This is a genomic window from Streptomyces sp. CB01201 (assembly GCF_002803085.1).
Lineage (GTDB): Bacteria > Actinomycetota > Actinomycetes > Streptomycetales > Streptomycetaceae > Streptomyces > Streptomyces hundungensis.
Map to the genome: position 1 here is coordinate 1 of NZ_NNBJ01000029.1, position 18,316 is coordinate 18,316.

Genomic DNA, 18,316 nt, shown 5'->3' on the forward strand with positions numbered 1-18,316 from the left:
GTATTTGACGGTGCGGCCGGTGCTGTCGTGGGCGTTCCAGTGCGTCGCGTCCTGGCGCTCCAGAGTGATCGAGCGGCCCGAGCCGTCGTCGGTGACCTTGATGCCGGTGACCGCGTTGTTGGCGTCGCGGTCGCGTTCCACGCTCTGGTGGTTGCCGTTGCGGTCCGCCATGCGGGTCAGGTTGCCGTACTGGTCGTAGGTGTCCCGCGTGCCCGACTTGCGGTCGGTGAGGGTGTAGGTGCCGTCGCTGTTCTTCTTCAGGTCCAGCGAGTACCCGGCCGGGGTGGTGAAGCTGCCGTCGGCGTTCTTCGTAAAGGAGACGCGGGCACCGGACTGGTCGTAGAGGTCGACCGACGTCGTCGGGTCGGTGTCCAGGTAGCACTCGTAGCCGAGCCACCAGGCGTGGGAGACCGAACCCCACGGCGCGTCCAGGGAGTTGTAGGTGCGGGTCCAGGTCAGCTTGCCCGCGACGCCCGCGATGTCGAAGTCGGTGGCGGCGACCAGGAGGTTGCCGGTCGAGTAGTCGACCTTGACCGCTACCGACTTCGACAGCCGCAGCCCGTAGTACGTGTGCCAGGGGACCTCGCCCTGGCCCTGTGGCGGAGTGCCGGCGGATGTCATTCCTGAACGGGCGTTGGTGCGTGGGCTGTTGGCGGCTGCGCGTGTTTGCTGGCGGGTGTGCCAGGCCTGGCGGTCCGCGCTCGGCGGTGCGGCGCGCTTGGACGCCGGGGCGGTGTTGGTGCCGCCCGCGAGCGGCGGTAACGCGATGTCGGTCTTCTTGCCCCACGCCGATCCCGCCGCATGCGGGGCGGCGGGTGAGGCGAGGGCGGGCAGAGCGGAGCCGGCCAGTGCGGCCACGGCCACCGCCGCGACCACCGGGTAACGGGTACGGGATCTCGCGCGCCCCCTGGGCATGCCGAACGAAGGTGTGTGCATGGCTTTTCCCCTACGGAAGATTCGTCCCGGCAGCCCCACTGGCCCCGGGAGGGGACACACGCTCACACAGACATTCGAAGGAAACGGCCTTCATTCCCCCTAACTCCCGTTCCATGTGTGCCAGTTCAGGACAGAGGCAGGCAGTCCATTTGGCTCCGAACCAGGCGCCCGATCAGCCCTCGCAGGCCAGGGCCCGTCGAGACGTGACGCAAACACCCCGGCCGGAATTCACCCCTCCATGGGCCCGGAATCGCCCGCCACGGACCGGCGGGCGGCGGAGCTATGCCTTCCGGACCAGGAGGTGGACCTCCTGGTACTGGCGGCGGTCCGTGGGCTGGGGCTCGCGGATCATGCGGGCCACCTCGGTCAGGCCCGATGTGCGCAGCAGGGCTGCGAGGTGGTCGGGCCACCAGCGGTGGGCCGGGGCGACCGCGTGGTCGAAGACCTGTGTCGGGCGGGACGCGTCGCCGCTCGCCCAGAAGCCGATCAGGAGGTGGCCGCCGGGTGCCAGCACACGGGCGAACTCGGATGTGATGGAGGGGAGTTGTGGTGGTGGGGTATGGATGATGGACCAGCGTGAGAGCACCCCGGCCAGCTCGCCGTCGGGGATGTCCAGGGCGGCCATCGAGCCCACGTCGAACTGGAGCTCCGGGTAAGCCTGTTGAGCCAGCTCGATCATCGCGGGGGAGGCGTCGACGCCGAAGGCCGTAAGACCCAGGTCCGCCAGATGGGCCGTGATGTGACCCGGCCCGCATCCCAGGTCCGCGACGCGGCCTCCGCCGGCCGTCCGTACGGCCTCGGCGAACACGCTCAACATGGCGCGGTCCAGGGGGCTTTCGCGCAGCGAGTCGCGGAACAGCCGGGCATAGGTGGGGGCGGCGGTGTCGTAGGCCTCGCGGGTGGCTGTCAGGGAGGCGTCGTGTTCGAGCATGCGGGTGACGGTAGATGGGGTGTGGTCCGCACTCAAAGGGAAGCGGATGGTCTCGCCGCGCGGCCCTGAACGGCGACGCGCCCGAGGGGAGATCCCCTCGGGCGCGTTCGTGCTGTCGCGGCTCCTTCGGCAGGGCCGCGGCTCCTTCGGCGGTGTCCGCGGCTCCAGTGGCAGGGCGCGGCTACTTCGACAGGTTCGAGTTCGAGTTCGGGGCCGGGTTCGGGATCGGGGTGGTGGCCAGGGACTGCGGGGAGGTCGGGTTGTTCAGGGCGGAGGGGGCGGCGACGGAGGCCGAGGGGTCGACCGCGGCCGGCTCCTCCGCGAGCGGCAGGCCGCCGACGATGCGGATGCCCGCCGCATCCAGGGCGATCTTGATGCGCCAGCGCAGCTCGCGCTCCACGCTCAGGGACTTGCCCGGCATGGTCTTCGCGGAGACGCGGACCACCATCGAGTCCAGCAGCACCTCGTCGAGGCCGAGGATCTCGACCGGACCCCACAGGCGCTCGTTCCACGGCTCGTCCTTCGCCATGGACTCGGTCGCCTCGCTGATCACCGCGCGCAGCCGCTCCAGGTCCTCGCTCGCGCGGACCCGGACGTCCACCCCGGCCGTCGCCCAGCCCTGGGAGAGGTTGCCGATGCGCTTGATCTCACCGTTGCGGACGTACCAGATCTCGCCGTCCGCGCCCCGCAGCTTCGTCACGCGCAGGCCGACCTCGATCACCTCGCCGGAGGCCACGCCGGCGTCGATCGAGTCGCCGACGCCGTACTGGTCCTCCAGGATCATGAACACGCCGGACAGGAAGTCCGTGACCAGGTTGCGGGCGCCGAAACCGATCGCCACGCCCGCCACACCCGCCGAGGCGAGCAGCGGGGCCAGATCGATGTTCAGGACGCCGAGGACCATCAGGGCGGCCGTGCCCATGATGAGGAAGGACGCCACCGAGCGCAGGACCGAGCCGATGGCCTCCGAGCGCTGACGGCGCCGCTCGGCGTTGACGAGGAGCCCGCCGAGCGCGGTGCCCTCGACCGCCTGGGCGCTGCGGTTCATCCGTTCTATGAGCTTGGTCAGCGCCCGGCGGACCAGAACCCGCAGGACCGAGGCGATGACGATGATCAGCAGGATGCGGAATCCGACGTACAACCACGTCGACCAGTTCTGCTCCACCCACCCGGCGGCCTCGGTCGCCGACTTCTGGGCGTCCTCAAGCGTCGCGGGTGTGGGCGGTGGCGATCCGTCGGCCAGGACGGCGGACCAGTTCACGGCAGGAACCTCCAGCGTTGCGGTGCCGGCGAAGGCGAGGGCAGACCCACCACACTAACGGGGCAAGAGCTGTGCTCCGTTGACGTGTTCGGGGGAGAGGGCCCCGCGGCCTGGGAAAGAAGGGGGGTGTGGTCGAAAACACTCCGAGCCCGTTACCCGGACGTGGTGGCGCTTCGACCAGGCATGAGGAGAGACTGGAGAGCAGATCGTCCCGGCGCGAGCCACGCGCCGCCGGCGTAATAGGAGGCACCCGTGCCGCACGTCCTGGTCCTCAACGCGTCGTACGAGCCACTCGGCGTCGTACCGCTCCGCCGCGCGCTCGTCCTCGTCCTCGAAAACAAGGCCGTCAGCCTTGAGGAGTCCGGCGCCTTTCTGCACAGCGCGACCCGTGCCGTGGCCGCGCCCAGCGTCGTCCGGCTCAAGCGATTCGTGCGGGTCCCCTACCGGGGGCCCGTTCCCCTGACCCGCCGCGCCCTGTTCGCCCGGGACGGCGGCCGCTGCATGTACTGCGGTGGCGTCGCAACCAGCGTCGACCACGTCATCCCGCGCAGCCGCGGCGGCCAGCACGCCTGGGAGAACGTCGTCGCCGCCTGCCGGCGCTGCAATCACGTCAAGGCGGACCGGCATCTCCTGGAGCTCGGCTGGCGCCTTCGTCACCAGCCCGCCCCGCCCACCGGTCTCGCCTGGCGGATCATCGGCACCGGCCACCGCGACCCGCGCTGGCTGCCCTACCTCCAGCCCTTCGGCGCGGACGACGCCCTGGCCCGGATCGACGGCATCTCCGCCTGACACCCGGCCGGCCCTGAGGACGCCTGGCCCGGCGCGCGCTGCGCGATCCGGGCCCCGCAGCTTCCCGGGCCTCGCAGCTTCCCGGGCCCCGCAGCCTCCCGGGCCCGGCGTCCTCAGGGCCTGCTCCCGACCGCGTACGCCTCGACCGACCACAGCGAACAGTCCGTACCGGACGCCCGGCCCAGCACCTGGACGCGGATGAAGCGGGTATCCGCGGCGTCCAGGGGGACGGATACGCGCCCGCCCCCGGTGCCGCCCACCGCCGCCGCCGTACGCCAGCTACGCCCGTCGGACGACACCCGCACCGCATAGTGCCCGGGACCGGCGCCCCGCCACTGGAGCACCACCCGGCCCACCCGGGCGGGGCCCGCCAGCTCGGCCTGCCACCAGGGGCCGTCCCCGGGCGGCGGGGTCCAGTCGCTGGCCGGGTCGCCGTCGGCCGCCGCGCGCGCCGGGGAACCCGGGTCCGCGTCCCCGGACGAGCTCGCCTTCGCGCCCGCGACCAGGTCGGGCCCGCCCGTAGGGGGGAAGGCCCGCACGGTCAGGACGGCCTCCTGGCCCGCGAAGGACAGCGGGACCCGGTAGCTGCCCGCGGGCGTGCCCCGGGCCACGCTCACCTCGACCGGCACGTCCGTGGTGGTCCCGCGGGCCACCGGGGTGTCGCGGGGCAGCCGCACGGTGACGCCCCGCGGGGCACGTGCGGTCAGCGCGCCCCGGACCGGCCCCGGCCCCATCGCCGCGACCGAGGCGGTCACCCGCCGGGGCGCCCCGCCGATCTCGGCGTCCGCGGTGACCGGGCCGAGCGCGAGATGGGCCGCGGGCTCGTCCGCGTACCAGGGCACCAGGCGCCGTACGCCGGGGGCCGCGCCGACGACCCGTACCGCGTCCGCCCGTACCCCGTCCGCCGCGAGCTGGGTCCAGCCGGAGGCGTCGAGCGGGCCCAGGGTGTGCCAGTCCTCGCCCGGTACGCGCGCCTGGACCTCGCCCGGGGTGCCGGGCTCGGCCAGGACGGTCAGGGCCAGGACCGGGCGGGCGCGGCCGAACGCGACGGTGTGGGCGTCCGGCGAGCGCGTGACGCCGACGGGCGGATGGTCCGCGCCGGTCCAGGCGTCGGCCGCCCGGCCCGCCCGGTCCAGGAACGCGTCGAGCACGCCTTCGCCGACGGTGACCGGGGCGTCCCGCAGCCGCTCCCGCAGCGGGGCGAGCGCGAGGGCGGTTCGCCAGGCCGCCGCGCCGTCGCCGGCCGACTGCGCCTGGAGCAGATCGACGGCGAGCTCGCCGGCCTGCCCGTACCGCGCCAACTGCTCGGTCCAGGGCGCCAGTTCGGGGCCGACCGGCTGCCGTGCGAGGCGCTGCGGGGTCCCGCGCAACACCGTGAACGCGGCCCGCAACGCGCCGGCCGCGCGGTCGCGCGCCACCGCGTCCGGGCCCGGACGCGCCGCCCAGAAGGCGGCCGTGAAGGGCCGCAGATAGGCCGACTCGGAGTGGCCCAGCACCGACGAGGAGTCATTGCCCGCCACCGCCCCCAGCGCCTCGCGGACCATCGGATCGCCGCCCGCGAGGTCGTCGACGGCGGCCCGCCAGGAGTCCTGCGGGCGGTAGCCGCGCGGGTTCCAGGCGAAGTCGGCGGCCGTGAACAGCGGGATGCGGGACGCCGTCGGCTGCTCCATCGCACTGGCGAGCAGCGCCGCGGAGCCTCCCGCGACGGCGGGTTCGCGGCCGGTGTAGGGGCCGAGGAGGATCCGGCCCGGGGCGTAGTCGTTGACCGGGTAGTTGTCGAGGGTGACGACCGGATGCCCGAACGTAGCTCGGGCGCTTGCCAGTTGAGCGCCGGTGATGGTCTTCGGTACGACCCCGACGCCGGTCCAGGCGACCTCGATGCCGGGGGCGAGGGCCGCCGCGAGCGCGCGCCGGTAGTCGGTCGGACCGTCCTGGTAGTACTCGGCCGGAAGCAGCGAAAGCGGCAGGGAGCCCGGGTGGGCCGCGGCGAGGTGCGCGGCCAGCGCGTTGGCCACCCGGGCGTGCGCGGCGGCGGCGGCCCGGGGCCCCGAGCCGAACGTTTCCGCGTCCGCGTCGCAGTGCCACTCGCTGTAGGCGGCGTCCGGGAACTGCAACTGGAACGCCCGCACCCCGAGCGCCCACATCGCGTCGAACTTCCGGTTCAGGCGCGCCACATCGGCGTCCGACGACAGACACAGCTCCGGGCCGGGCGCCACCGCCCAGGCCACCGTCACATGGTTGCGGGCCGCCCGCCCGGCCAGCGCCCGGAAGGCCGCGCGCTGCCCGGCGGGGTAGGGCTCGCTCCACCGGGCCTGGCGATAGGGGTCGTCGCCCGGTGCGTACAGATAGCGGTTCTGCTTGGTGCGGCCCATGAAGTCCAGTTGTTCCAGGCGCTGTTGGAGGGTCCAGGGACGTCCGTAGAAGCTTTCCGCGATGCCGCGCACGGCGGTCTGGGGCCAGTCGCGGATCGCGACCCCCGGGATCCGCCGCTGTCCGCGCGGGTCCTCGGCGATGAGCCGGCGCAGAGTCTGGGCCGCGTGGAACAGGCCGTCATCGCCGACCCCGTCCAGCGCCACGGTGTCCCGCCCGCCGACCCGGCCGGACCCGATCCGGTAACCGCCGGACGCCAGATCGCCCCGCTCCGGCACCCGCAGTGCCCGCAGCGCCTCCTCGGCCCCGGCCCCGCCGAGCCGGAACACCGGCCCCCCGCCCGGCAGCCGGGGGTGCACGGTCCGCACCCCGGCGGCCTTGAGGATGTCCTCGACCGTGTGGACGGCGTACGGATCGGAGTCCGGGTCCGCGAGCAGGACCGCCTCGCCGCCGAGGGGGACCGCACTGCCCGCGGCCCGCATCGACTGCGGCCGGGGCCACACCGCGGGCGGCGGGCCCGCGTCCAGGGCCGGATCGTCGAGGGCGGTGTGGGCGGGGCCGGGGGTGGCGAGGGCGCCGGGCGCCGAGCCGATCAGCCCGCCGATCAGGGCGACCGCGAGCGCCGTCACCGTCCTTCCGCGACCGACGTGCACGGCCACCCCCCAGCTGTCACGGCCTGCCCGGCCTGCCTGTCGCGGCGCCCTGCCACCCTTGCTCGCCATCCCGCCTGCCATCCCCGCCTGCCACCTCTGCCTGCCACCCCTGCCTGTCGCGGTTCACCTGTCGCGGTTCACCTGGTGTGGTTCACCTGGTGTGGCTCACCCGCTGAGGGACGATCGCCCTCGGCGCGGATGACGCGACGTGATCGTCGAGTGACGTGGCGTGAGCAAGGAGCCCATCACTCGTCTGCCGAAGGTGTCAACGCGGGTGGCCGATGTGTCTGATATGCCTGGTCGGATGGACTCGGTACGAGCTTGTGTGCGGCGTTACGTCTGGCGGGCCGTCCTCTGGGTAGGGCATCCCTGTTCCTGCCGTCCACCGAAACTGGAGGCCCCCGTGGTCGCCCAAGCCCCCGAGCAGCCGCTGACCAGCGAGCCCCCGATGGCCGACGCCGAGCCCCTCATCAGCGAGCCCCCGATGGCCGAGCCCCCGCTCACCAGCGAGCCGACGCCGGTCGCCGCTGCCGCGGGATTCTGAGGCCATGACCCTGGCCCGGCTCGCCGCCCGGCACGGCGTGGCCACGTCCTACTCCCCGTCGGCGGGTCTCACCGTCGATGTGCCGGACGCCACGGTGGTCGCCGTCCTCGCCGCACTCGGCGTGGACGCCTCGACCCCGGCCGCGCTGCGCCGGGCCCTGGCCGATGCCGAGGCCGCCGACGCGGAGCGCCTGCTGCCCCCCACTCTGGTGCGCTGGGGCGACGGGCCGGTGCCGGGCCTCTCCGACGAGCTGACGGTCGTCGGCACCCAGGTCGATCAACTTCCGCTCGGCGTACACCGGTTGGAGGTGCGCCACCGGGACGGCCGGACCGCGACCGCGACGCTCGTCGTCGCGCCGAACGCCGTGCCGCAGCCCGCGGCCCGTGCGCACGGCTTCCTCGTCCAGCTCTACTCCCTGCTGTCGAGCCGCTCCTGGGGCATGGGCGACCTCGGCGACCTCGCGGAGCTCGCCTCCTGGTCGGGCCGCACGCTCGGCTCCGGATTCGTGCAGGTCAACCCCCTGCATGCGGCGGTGCCCGGCACCCCGACCGACCCCTCCCCGTACCGGCCGTCCTCGCGCCGCTTCCCGGACCCCGTCCATCTGCGGGTCGAGGACGTGCCCGAGTACGCGTACGCCGCCGACCGCGCCCGGCTCGACGAGCTGACCGGTCGCGCGGCCGCCCTGCGCCAACGGGTGCTCACCAAGGGTGAGTTGATCGACCGGGACGCCGTGTGGGAGCTCAAGCGCGAGGCCCTCGACCTGCTGTACCGGGTGCCGCTCGGGCCCGGCAGGCGGGCCGCGTACTGCGACTTCCTCGCCGAGCAGGGCAGGGCCCTGGAGGACCACGCGACCTGGTGCGCGCTCGCCGAGCGGTACGGGCCGCACTGGCGGCGCTGGCCCGAGGGGCTGCGCGACCCCCGGTCCGCCGCGACCGGCCGGGCCCGGCGCGAGCTCATCGACCGCGTCCACTTCCACTCCTGGCTCGCCTGGCTCACCGACACCCAGCTCGCCGCGGCCCAGCGCGCGGCCCGCGAGGCGGGCATGCCGGTCGGCCTCGTCCACGACCTGGCCGTCGGCGCGCACCCGGAGGGCGCCGACGCCTGGGCCCAGCAGGACGCCTTCGCGCCCGGCATGTCCATCGGGGCGCCCCCGGACGCCTTCAACGCGCTCGGCCAGGACTGGGGCCTGCCGCCCTGGCGCCCCGACGTCCTCGCCGCCTCCGGCTACGCCCCCTACCGCGGGCTGCTCCGCAACCTCCTGCGGCACGCGGGAGCGCTGCGGATCGACCATGTGATGGGCCTGTTCCGGCTCTGGTGGGTGCCCGAGGGCCATCCGCCGACGGACGGCACCTACGTCCACTACGACCCGGAGGCCATGCTCGCCGTCCTCGCCCTTGAGGCGCACCGCGCGGGCGCCGTCGTCATAGGGGAGGACCTCGGCACGGTCGAACCCGGAGTGCGCGAGGCGCTCGCCGAACGGGGGGTGCTCGGCACGTCGGTGCTCTGGTTCGAGCGCGACTGGGCCGGTACGGGGCAGCCCCTGGCACCCGAAGCGTGGCGGCCCGGCTGTGTGGCCACCGCCACCACCCACGACCTGCCGTCCACCGCGGCCCGGCTCACCGGCGAGCACGTCCAGCTCCGCCACCGCCTCGGGCTGCTCACGAGCCCGCTCGTGACGGAACAGCGCGCCGCCCGCGCGGAGGTGTCCGAATGGCTCGGCTACCTCGAACGGCTCGGCCTGCTTCCCGACGGACCCGGCGACGAGAAGGCCGAGATCATCGCCGTCCACCGCTTCCTGCTGCGTACGCCCGCGCGGCTCGTCGGGGTGTGGCTGCCCGACGCGGTGGGCGACCGCAGGCCGCAGAACCTGCCGGGGACCTGGGACCAGTACCCCAACTGGCGCCTGCCGGTGGCCGGGCCCGATGCCCAGCCCCTGACGCTGGAGGAGATCACGGCTTCGCCCCGGCTGCACGAACTGATGCGGGTGTTCCGGGGCATGGGCGGGGGCCTGGGTCCCCGTACGGCACCCCCGGGCGCGCGGCCCTCCTAGGCGTTCGCTACGTTTGCACCGTGGACAAGAAGAACGCCCTGCGCGCCGGCGCCGTAGCAGCCGGTACGACGCTGATGATGCTGCTCATGTCGTCCCCGGCGCTTGCGCTCACGCGCGATGACGGTGACGATCCGGGGACCGGTCTGAGCGTGATCGACACGATCGGTCTGTTCGTGGTCGCGCCGATCGCGCTGTTCGCGATCATCGCGGGCCTGGTCATGGTCCTGGACAAGTCCCGGAAGACGCCCAACAAGGCGTAGCCCTCGCCGGGCGTACGGGTCGGAGCAAGGTGCCCGGGGCTGCGCCCCCGGCCCTTCTGCCCACCCGTAACCCGGGGTTGGCAGCTCCCGGCCCCTGAGGCTCCGCCCCAGACCCCGTTCGCGCCTTGAGGGCGCTCGTCCTCAATCGCCGGACGGGCTGGAGGTGCCTGCGCCGAAGGCTTTCGCTGGGCGTGCTGGGGGTGCCCCGCGCCGAAGGCTATCTCCGGGCGGGCTGGTGCGCGTGCGTCTAAGGCTTTCGCTGGACGGGCGTGGGGTGCCTGCGCCGATGGCTTTCGTGGGACGGGCTGGGGGTGCCCGCGCCGAAGGATTTTAGGGGCGCGGGGAACTGCGCGACCAGCCACGCACGGTCCGCAGCCGAAGGCGGGGGTCCGGGGCGCAGCCATGGAAGGGCCGCCCGCCCTCCTTGTGTGGTCCGCAGCCCCGGAAGGTTCGCTCGCCCCTTTCACCCCCGGCGGGTTTCGGGAAGGGGTGGGGAGGGGCCGAGAACCGGGGTCTGGGGCGGAGCCCCAGCAGTACCGCGCGGCCCCGTGCCGGGCAGAGCCCTGCCGCGCTCAACGCCCCGCCGCGCTCAATGCGCCGCCAGCAACTTCCTCAGCAGAGACGAGAGTTGGGCCGACTCCGCGGAGTCCAGCGCGGCGGACAGCACCTCCGTCTGCACCGCGAGCCCCGCCGTGACGGACTCGTCCACCAGTCGAAGCCCCCGCTCCGTGAGACTCACCCGCAGCCCCCGCCGATCGTTCGGGTCGGGACTGCGCAGCAGCAGGCCCGCCTTCTCCAGCTTGTCCAGACGCCCCGTCATCCCCCCCGTCGTCAGCATCAGCGTCGCCGAGAGCTGACGCGGCGAGAGCGTGTACGGCTCGCCCGAGCGCCGCAGCGTCGCGATGACGTCGAACTCGCCGCGCCCGATGCCGAACCGCGCGTACTCCTTCTCCATCCGGTCACCCATCGCACGCGCGATCCGGTAGATCCGCCCGTACACCGCCATCGGCTCTGTTTCCAGGTCCGGGCGGACCTCCGCCCACTGCGCGGCGATCGCGTCCACCGCGTCCGGCGGCGTGGAAGGGGCCGGCGGAGTCGTCTTTGGCTGCGTCATGGGACCAGTATCCGAGCAAGGTCGGTCACGTGCAAGAAAGTTGCTTGACGATAAGTAGCTTAGGGGTAAGCTAATTTCCGTCGAGTAGTTGATCGACGCCCCGTCACCCTCACCGCCCGCCCCGCCCGGGAGCCCCCATGCGCATGTTCCGCCGCCGCAGTGGACGCAGCAGCAGTCGCAGTCGCACCGCCCGCATAGCCGGCGAGCGCCGGATGCTCGTCGCCATGGTGGTCGACGCGACCGGCTCCGGGATGTACGTCCCGTTCAGCCTCGTCTTCTTCCACCACGTCACCGGGCTCGGTTTCGCCACCGTCGGCCTCGTGCTCACCGTCGTCGGGCTGGTCGGGCTCGGCGCGCTGCCGCTCGCGGGGGCCGCGGTCGACCGGTACGGGGCGCAGCGCGTACAGCTCTTCCTGTACGGGGTGCGCGGCACGGGCTTCCTGCTCTACCCGTTCGCCCACTCCCTGCCCGCCTTCGCGGCCGTCGCACTCGCCACCGCCTTCGGCGACCGGGCCTTCCCGGCCGTTCAGCAGTCGCTGATCGGCGAGGTCGCCCAGGGCGCCGACCGGGACCGGCTCCAGGCCTCCTCGCGCGCCCTGCGCAACGGCGGGCTCGGTGCGGGATCGCTGCTCGCCTCGCTCGTCGTGGGCCTCGCGGGGGACGCCGGGTTCACCGCCGCTGCCTGGCTGAACGCGGCCAGCTTCGCGCTCGCCGCCGTGCTGATGCGGGGCGTACGGGTCGTACGGGGTGTACGGGGTGTACGGGGTGTACGGGGTGTGCGGGCGGAACGGCGGGTGTCCGCGGCAGATGCGGCCAAGCCCGCCGCCGGCTACCGGCAGGTGTTCGCGGACCGGCCCTTCCTCGGCCTCACTGGCGTCAACTTCCTCAATGCGCTGGGGTATTCGGCCCTCTCGGTCCTCTTCCCGCTGTACCTCACCACCCGGCTGCGCGGGCCGCAGGCCATCACCGGCAGCGCGTTCACGCTGAACACCGTGATGTGCGCGGCGGGCGGCGTCGTCATCGCCGCCCGGGTCCGGGCGCGCGGCGCCCGGCGCACCCGCTCCACGGCGCTCGGCTCGCTCCTGTTCGCCGCCGCCTTCGCCGCCCAGATCGTGCTCGGTACGTTCCGGCCCGGCTCGGGGATCGTGCTCGGCGGGGCCCTGATGGTCATCGTCGTCCTCTACACGCTGGGCGAGCTGGTCCACAGCCCGTCGGCCGGGGCGCTGTCGGTGGCCGCCGCGCCCGAGGCGCTGCGGGGCCGCTACCTCGCGGCGTACCAGCTGTCCTGGTCGCTGTCCGCCGCCGTCGCCCCGTCGCTCTTCACCGCCCTGCTGTCGGTCGACGGACGCCTTCCGTGGGCCCTGCTCGTCGGCACCTCCCTGGTTGCGGCCTTGATGGTGGTGCGCCTTGAGCGGGTGCTGCCCGTAGGGGCCGTCCAGGTTGTCCAGGTTGCCCCCGCCGCCCCCGCCCCCGCCGCCCCCGTCGTCGCCGAGCGGGTGGCGACCCCGGCGCCGGCTGCGGCTACCGCCGCCCGTTGAACCCGGCCCGCCACAGCCCACTACGGCCCACTACGGCCCACCACGGCGCACTACGACCCGCACAGGGAGCCAGCCATGCACCGGAACCGTCTCGCCACCGTCGCCCTCACAGCGCTCGCGCCCGTCTCCTGGGGCTCCACCTACTTCGTCACCACGCAGTTCCTGCCCGCCGACCGGCCGTTGTTCACCGGCATGATGAGGGCGCTGCCCGCCGGACTCGCGCTGCTCGCCCTGACCCGGCGCCTGCCGAGAGGGGACTGGTGGTGGAAGGCGGTGGTCCTGGGCGCGCTGAACATCGGGGCGTTCTTCCCGCTGCTCTTCCTCTCCGCCTATCGTCTGCCCGGCGGCATGGCCGCGGTGATCGGCTCGGTCGGCCCGCTGTGGGTCACGGGCCTGGCCGCCCTCTTCCTCGGCGAGAGGCCGACCCTGCGCACGCTGCTCACCGGAATCGCCGCCGCCCTCGGCGTCAGCCTCGTCGTCCTCAAGGCGGCCGGCTCCTTCGACGCGATCGGGGTGATCGCCGCCCTCGGCTCCTCGGCCTCGATGTCCGCCGGGACCGTGTTCACCAAGCGCTGGGGTCGGCCGGAGGGCGCCGGGCCGCTCGTCCTGACCGGCTGGCAGCTCACCGCGGGCGGGCTCCTCATCGCCCCGGTCGCCCTCTTCGTGGAGGGCGCGCCGCCCGCGCTCGACGGCCGTAACATCGCCGGTTACGTCTACCTCGCGCTGGTGAACACGGCCGTGGCCTACTGGCTCTGGTTCCGCGGCATCGGCCGGATGACCGCCACCTCCGTCACCTTCCTCGGCCCGCTCTCGCCGCTCACGGCCGCCGTCATCGGCTGGGCGGCGCTGGGCCAGGCGCTCGCCCCCGTCCAGCTGCTCGGCATGGCGATCGCCTTCGGCGCCACCCTGGCGGGTCAGATCGGCGCGGGACCGTCCGGTACGCGGCCGTCCGGTACGCGGCCGTCCGGTACGGGACCGTCGTCCGCTACGGGGTCGGCGAGGTCCGTCGAAGAGCTCAAACCGTTCAGTTCTGCTGAAGGTAATGCGGCAGAACTTTCGATGGACGTGATCGGTGTGGCGGTGCAACGGTAGGGGGACCTCGCGGGCCGCAGCAGGGCTCGCCAAGCCCCACCGCCCCGAAACGGAGTCATCGTGACCGTCCTGGACCCAGTCCGCAGCACACCGCGCGCCACCGCGGCCAAGAGGGCGGGGCAGGCCTCCGGGCTCGGCCTCGCCCTCGCGGCCGTCGCGACGGTCGTCTGGTCCGGGAGCTTCGTCGCCTCGCGCGCCCTGCACGAATCGGTCCCGCCGATCCAGGCCGCGTTCTGGCGCTGGCTGATCGCCATCGCCGCGGTCGCACCGTTCGCGATCCGCGAGACCTGGCGTCAACGGGCCCTGATCCGGAGCCACTTGGGCTATCTGACGGTGGCCTCACTGCTCGGCATCACGGTCTACAACACCCTCGTCAACCAGGCCGGAACCTCCACGTCGGCCGGCAACATGGGCATGATCATGGCGGCCTCGCCCGTGCTGATGGCCGTCCATGAGCGCCTCACCGGCGGCCGGCTCGGCGCCCGCCGCACCATCGGACTGCTCGTCGCGGTGGCCGGGGTGCTGCTCCTGGTCAGCAAGGGCTCGCTCACCCTCGACCTCGCCCCGGGCGACCTGTGGATGGTCGCGGCCGCCCTCAGCTTCGCCTCGTACAGCGTGCTCCTGCGGCGCCGCCCGGCCGAACTCGGCTCGCTCACCTTCCTGTTGAGCACCTTCGTGCTCGGCGCGCTGATGCTGGCCCCGGCGTACGGAGTCAGCCTCGCGGTGCAGGGCGGCTTCGAGGCGCGGGCCGCCACCGTCGGGCCGCTCCTCTATGTCGGCGTACTGTCCTCCGCCGTCGCGTTCTTCGCCTGGAACAACGCGATCTCGCTGATCGGCGCCGCCCGCGCCGGCGTCGTCTACTACCTCCAGCCGGTCTGTGTGGCGCTGCTCTCCTACCCGCTGCTCGGCGAGGCCATGGGCCCGGCGCAGTTGGTGTGCATGGCGCTCATCCTCGGCGGGGTCGTCCTCGGCTCCCGCAGGTGAGGCGTTTCCCGGAGGCAAGGCGGCTTCCGCAGGCAGGGCGGCTCCCGCGGACAGGGCGGCCGCGGGAGGCGCCGGTATGTTGCGTCCCATGAGCGAGTGGGACATCAAGAAGCTGCACATCCTGCGGACCCTGCGCGAGCAGGGCACCGTGACCGCGACCGCCGAGGTGCTCCTGATGACGCCCTCGGCGGTCTCCCAGCAGCTGTCCAACCTCGCCAAGCAACTCGGCGTGCCCCTGCTCGAAGCGCACGGCCGGCGGGTCCGGCTCACCGACGCCGCCCATCTCGTACTGCGCCACGCCGAGGCCGTCTTCGCCCAACTGGAGCGGGCGGACGCCGAGTTGGCGGGCTACCTCCAGGGCGAGGCGGGCGAGGTGCGGGTCGGGGCGTTCTCCACCGCCGTGCCCGCCCTGGTCGTCCCGGCCGTACGCCGGCTGCGCCGCAGCCACCCCGCCCTTGAGGTGCGGGTCCGGGAGGCCGAGGCGGCCGAGGCGTTCGAGCTGCTCTCGGCCGGGGCGGTGGACCTCGCCCTGTCGCTGGCGGCCCACGCGCCGAGCGCTCGCGACCCCAAGTTCGCGATCCTGCCCCTGCTCATCGACCCCCTCGACGTGGCGCTGCCCGCCGGGCATCCGCTCGCCGCCGAACCGGGCCTCAGGCTCGCCGACCTGGCGCACGAGCCGTGGATCTTCGGCGGCAGCGGGCCCTGGTCGGAGATCACCACGGCGGCGTGCGAGGCGGCCGGCTTCGTGCCCGAGCAGGCCCACAGCGCGGCCGGCTGGACCGCGATCCTGGCCATGGTGGAGGCGGGGATGGGGGTCGCCCTGGTCCCCAGAATGGCCGTGGCCGACCGTCGCGCGGGCGTGGTCACGCGGATACTCAGTGCGGACCAGCCCCGGCGGCATGTGGTGGCCGCGGTGCGCCGGGGTGCGGAGGACGGCCCCGCGGTGGCCCGCGTCCTGACCGCGCTGCGGGAGGTGGCGGGCGTGTGATCGCTCCGCGGGTGCGGGTGCGGGTGCGGGGGCTCCGGGGGCGATTGCTTCGGGTGCGGGCAACCAGGCGCCGCGCCTTCGTTCAGTTCAGCTGAACAGACCGTCCGAAAACTTTCGATGGACGTGAGCTGTGGCACAGGCGAAGGTCAAGTCATGACTTCCGCCACCGAGCACAACGCAGACCACGCATCCGCAGCGGACCCGCACGCCAACGACGCCGCGCCCTACGGCGGCGGCGACCCGTACGCCGACTACCGCTCCGGAGACTTCGCCTTCACCGAGCTCGTCGACCTCGCGGACCGCCGGCTCGGCGCCGGAGTCATCGCCGCCAACGACGAGTTCTTCGCGGAGCGGGAGAACCTCCTCGTCCGCGAGCGGGCCGTCTTCGACCCCGAGCACTTCGGGCACAAGGGCAAGATCATGGACGGCTGGGAGACCCGCCGCCGTCGCGGTGCGGACGCCGACCACGTCTTCCCCGCCCCCGAGGACCACGACTGGGCCCTCGTCCGGCTCGGCGCGCCCGGTGTGATCAAGGGGATCGTCGTCGACACGGCGCACTTTCGCGGCAACTACCCGCAGCGAATCTCCGTACAGGCAACGGCGGTCGAGGGCTCGCCCAGCCCTGAGCAGCTCCTCGCCGACGACGTGAAGTGGGACGAGATCATCGCGCCGACGCCGGTGCGCGGCCATGCCGAGAACGGCTTCGAGATCACCACCGGCCGCCGCTACACCCACATCCGGCTCTGCCAGCACCCCGACGGCGGCGTCGCCCGCCTGCGCGTGCACGGCGAGGTCGTACCGGACCCGGAGTGGCTCGACACGCTCGGCACGATCGACCTCGTGGCGGTCCTCAACGGCGGTTCGTACGAGGACGCTTCGGACAAGTTCTACTCCTCGCCGACGCAGATCATCCTGCCCGGCACCTCCCGCAAGATGGACGACGGCTGGGAGAACCGCCGTCGCCGGGTCCGCGACACCAATGACTGGGTGCGCTTCCGGCTGGTCGCACAGGGGGCGATCAGGGCGGTCGAGATCGACACGGCGTACCTGAAGGGGAACTCGGCGGGGTGGATCGCGCTGAGCGGCCGCAACGGCGAGTCCGGCGAGTGGTTCGAGATCATCCCGCGTACGCGTCTCCAGCCGGACACGCTGCACCGGTTCCGTCTCCCCGCGCTGGCGGTGGCGACGCATGTCCGCCTGGACGCGTTCCCGGACGGCGGGGTGGCGCGGATGCGTCTGCACGGCGCCCTGACGGCGGACGGCGCGGCCGAACTGCGCCGCCGCTACACGGAGTTGACCGGCTGACCTCCGGTCGCTCGTCCTGACTTCCGCCCGGCGGAACGGTTGCGCTACGACGCCCGTCCGCCGGGCGGTTTTCAATGGGGGCCGGTTGAAGGGCCTTGTCTTCTCGCCCGACACCCCGGAGCAATGCTCGGGACGTCCCGGGATCGCACCTGCCGGGCATCCCAAATCCCAGGTCAGGCGCGTGAGATGGGGATGGGACGGATCCCGGGCGACTCTGCCGCACTGACCGGCGACGACCGGCTGCGTACCGTTGCGAAGGGCGCCGACGGGGGAGCGCCTCCCACGGGCCGGGCTCCGGATGAGCCCTGCGGCCCCATTACCGGACTTCGCAACAGGGGGATCAGACATGCGCATCAAGCGGATGGTTCAAGCGGTCGGAACGATGGTCGCGGCTCCGCTACTAGTCCTCGCGACCAGCGCAGTGGCCCATGCCGACTCGGACGTCCACTGGACCCACAAGCCGGACAACGCTTGCCTGGAGCCGGCCTACAACGTGTGGGGCACGCCCAACGATGTCAAGGTCGCCGGCTGCCACAACACCGTCACCTTCTGGCACGACGTGCACCAGAGCGACGGTAGCTGGCTGGAAGAGGTCTCGGGCAAGACGAACTACTGCATGACGGCCTACACCGACCACGACGTCTATGTGGAGCCCTGTAGCGGCAACAACTATCAGCGCTGGGACGAGATCGACACCGGCAACGGCTGGAAGCTGCGGAACCGCCAGACGGGCGAATGCCTCGACAGCAACGGCAGTTCCGTCTACATGCACCAGTGCAATGACGGCGTCTATCAGCTCTGGTACTGAGACGCCCGACCACAGACCGCGCCACAGCGAGAGGAACTGAAGTGACAGGGAAGCGCATTGGGCGTGTGCTGGGAGCGGTGATCGCCGCCCCGCTCCTGGTCGTCGGGGCGAGCGCCGCCGCCCACGCGGACGGTGACGTCGTGTGGAACCACCAGAACGGAGGGGGCTGCCTCACCGGCATGTGGGACCACCATCTCGGCTGGAACGATGTGGGCCTCTACCCCTGTTCGTTCGGTGCCGCGAAGTGGCACGACATCAACGTCGGGGGCAACGTCTGGATCGAGCGACTCGCAGAGGTGCCGGGCTCCTGCCTCGCCGGATACACCGACCACGACGCCTATGTGGAGGCGTGCAGCAGCGGCCAGAACGACTACCAGCGCTGGCGGGAGATCAACACCGGCGGGGGCTGGAAGCTCCAGAACGTGGCCACGGGTGAATGCCTCGACGCCAACGACGCCAAGAAGGTCTACACGCACGAGTGCAATGACGGGAACGTCTACCAGCTCTGGTCGTGAGGGAGTGACGGCGTCTCATACCGCCGTCCTGTGAGGCGGGAGGGGGCTCCTTGGGGGGTGTCCCCTCCCGCCTCCTCGCATCCCCGGAACACCGGGCCCCTGAGTGCGTCGATGAACGCGCTGAACGACTCCGCACGGAAGAGGAGCGCCGGGCCGTCCGGATTCTCGGAGTTCCGTA

At 72.9% G+C, this 18,316-nt stretch carries 16 protein-coding genes and 1 pseudogene; 11 read left to right on the forward strand and 6 right to left on the reverse strand.

Annotated elements, in window-relative coordinates:
• The 3 genes from CG740_RS36705 to CG740_RS36715 form a co-directional block, all read right to left on the reverse strand.
• The coding region (locus tag CG740_RS36705; protein WP_234376710.1) for a DUF6531 domain-containing protein at positions 1-936 on the reverse strand (936 nt) is incomplete at its 3' end.
• 280 nt (positions 937-1,216) lie between these two features.
• On the reverse strand, positions 1,217-1,867 hold the full coding sequence (locus CG740_RS36710; protein WP_100579661.1) for a class I SAM-dependent methyltransferase: 651 nt from the start codon (positions 1,865-1,867) through the stop codon (positions 1,217-1,219).
• 181 nt (positions 1,868-2,048) lie between these two features.
• Positions 2,049-3,128: a mechanosensitive ion channel family protein gene (locus CG740_RS36715; RefSeq protein WP_234376711.1), complete on the reverse strand. Its 1,080-nt coding sequence runs from the start codon at positions 3,126-3,128 to the stop codon at positions 2,049-2,051.
• Positions 3,129-3,380: 252 nt separating this feature from the next.
• Between CG740_RS36715 and CG740_RS36720 the strand changes: the two genes are divergently transcribed.
• A complete protein-coding gene (locus CG740_RS36720; RefSeq protein ID WP_100579663.1) occupies positions 3,381-3,917 on the forward strand; it encodes an HNH endonuclease in 537 nt (178 codons plus the stop codon).
• A gap of 113 nt (positions 3,918-4,030) precedes the next feature.
• Here the strand turns inward: CG740_RS36720 and CG740_RS36725 are convergent, their stop codons facing one another.
• Positions 4,031-6,940, reverse strand: coding sequence for a beta-N-acetylglucosaminidase domain-containing protein (locus tag CG740_RS36725; RefSeq protein WP_100579713.1), 2,910 nt, complete (start codon positions 6,938-6,940; stop codon positions 4,031-4,033).
• A 403-nt stretch (positions 6,941-7,343) separates the two neighbouring features.
• Here CG740_RS36725 and CG740_RS40065 point away from each other — a divergent pair, with 403 nt between their 5' ends.
• Genes CG740_RS40065 through CG740_RS36735 form a run of 3 tightly spaced genes read left to right on the forward strand, consistent with a single transcriptional unit; the run spans position 7,344 to position 9,794 of the window.
• Positions 7,344-7,484: a hypothetical protein gene (locus CG740_RS40065; RefSeq protein WP_159030524.1), complete on the forward strand. Its 141-nt coding sequence runs from the start codon at positions 7,344-7,346 to the stop codon at positions 7,482-7,484.
• A gap of 4 nt (positions 7,485-7,488) precedes the next feature.
• Positions 7,489-9,534 carry a 4-alpha-glucanotransferase gene (malQ, locus tag CG740_RS36730; RefSeq protein ID WP_100579664.1) on the forward strand — a complete coding sequence of 682 codons (2,046 nt, stop codon included), beginning with the start codon at positions 7,489-7,491 and terminating at the stop codon, positions 9,532-9,534.
• A 20-nt stretch (positions 9,535-9,554) separates the two neighbouring features.
• Complete coding sequence (locus CG740_RS36735) at positions 9,555-9,794, forward strand: hypothetical protein (protein WP_100579665.1); 240 nt, start codon at positions 9,555-9,557, stop codon at positions 9,792-9,794.
• A gap of 589 nt (positions 9,795-10,383) precedes the next feature.
• Here CG740_RS36735 and CG740_RS36740 read toward each other — a convergent pair.
• Entirely contained in the window at positions 10,384-10,908 is a 525-nt protein-coding gene (locus CG740_RS36740; RefSeq protein WP_100579666.1) for a MarR family winged helix-turn-helix transcriptional regulator, read from the reverse strand.
• Between the two features lie 137 nt (positions 10,909-11,045).
• Here CG740_RS36740 and CG740_RS36745 point away from each other — a divergent pair, with 137 nt between their 5' ends.
• The 7 genes from CG740_RS36745 to CG740_RS36775 all read left to right on the forward strand — a co-directional run bounded on the left by CG740_RS36745 (position 11,046) and on the right by CG740_RS36775 (position 18,138).
• Positions 11,046-12,446 carry an MFS transporter gene (locus CG740_RS36745; protein ID WP_234376712.1) on the forward strand — a complete coding sequence of 467 codons (1,401 nt, stop codon included), beginning with the start codon at positions 11,046-11,048 and terminating at the stop codon, positions 12,444-12,446.
• Between the two features lie 75 nt (positions 12,447-12,521).
• Positions 12,522-13,538, forward strand: a complete 1,017-nt coding sequence (locus CG740_RS36750) for an EamA family transporter (RefSeq protein ID WP_100579667.1) — start codon at positions 12,522-12,524, stop codon at positions 13,536-13,538.
• A 60-nt stretch (positions 13,539-13,598) separates the two neighbouring features.
• Positions 13,599-14,522 (forward strand): DMT family transporter, encoded by a 924-nt coding sequence (locus CG740_RS36755; RefSeq protein ID WP_100579668.1) that lies wholly within the window; start codon positions 13,599-13,601, stop codon positions 14,520-14,522.
• Positions 14,523-14,610: 88 nt separating this feature from the next.
• Positions 14,611-15,510 (forward strand): LysR family transcriptional regulator, encoded by a 900-nt coding sequence (locus CG740_RS36760; RefSeq protein WP_100579669.1) that lies wholly within the window; start codon positions 14,611-14,613, stop codon positions 15,508-15,510.
• 153 nt (positions 15,511-15,663) lie between these two features.
• Entirely contained in the window at positions 15,664-16,815 is a 1,152-nt protein-coding gene (gene alc / locus CG740_RS36765) for an allantoicase (protein ID WP_100579670.1), read from the forward strand.
• A gap of 361 nt (positions 16,816-17,176) precedes the next feature.
• Entirely contained in the window at positions 17,177-17,623 is a 447-nt protein-coding gene (locus CG740_RS36770; protein ID WP_159030525.1) for an RICIN domain-containing protein, read from the forward strand.
• Positions 17,624-17,664: 41 nt separating this feature from the next.
• A complete protein-coding gene (locus CG740_RS36775) occupies positions 17,665-18,138 on the forward strand; it encodes an RICIN domain-containing protein (RefSeq protein WP_159030526.1) in 474 nt (157 codons plus the stop codon).
• Here the strand turns inward: CG740_RS36775 and CG740_RS41675 are convergent.
• Positions 18,120-18,311: pseudogene (locus CG740_RS41675) on the reverse strand (DUF397 domain-containing protein); the annotation flags it as partial. The gene CG740_RS36775 and the pseudogene CG740_RS41675 sit on opposite strands and share 19 nt — an antisense overlap.
• Between the last annotated feature and the right edge of the window lie 5 nt (positions 18,312-18,316).

What these genes read in the sequence shown, in the direction of transcription:
- CG740_RS36710 (WP_100579661.1), bottom strand. Translation starts at nt 1,867, where the DNA reads ATGCTCGAACACGACGCCTCCCTGACAGCCACCCGCGAGGCCTACGAC.
- malQ (WP_100579664.1), top strand. Translation starts at nt 7,489, where the DNA reads ATGACCCTGGCCCGGCTCGCCGCCCGGCACGGCGTGGCCACGTCCTAC.
- CG740_RS36740 (WP_100579666.1), bottom strand. Translation starts at nt 10,908, where the DNA reads ATGACGCAGCCAAAGACGACTCCGCCGGCCCCTTCCACGCCGCCGGAC.
- CG740_RS36745 (WP_234376712.1), top strand. Translation starts at nt 11,046, where the DNA reads ATGCGCATGTTCCGCCGCCGCAGTGGACGCAGCAGCAGTCGCAGTCGC.
- CG740_RS36750 (WP_100579667.1), top strand. Translation starts at nt 12,522, where the DNA reads ATGCACCGGAACCGTCTCGCCACCGTCGCCCTCACAGCGCTCGCGCCC.
- CG740_RS36760 (WP_100579669.1), top strand. Translation starts at nt 14,611, where the DNA reads ATGAGCGAGTGGGACATCAAGAAGCTGCACATCCTGCGGACCCTGCGC.
- alc (WP_100579670.1), top strand. Translation starts at nt 15,664, where the DNA reads ATGACTTCCGCCACCGAGCACAACGCAGACCACGCATCCGCAGCGGAC.
- CG740_RS36770 (WP_159030525.1), top strand. Translation starts at nt 17,177, where the DNA reads ATGGTTCAAGCGGTCGGAACGATGGTCGCGGCTCCGCTACTAGTCCTC.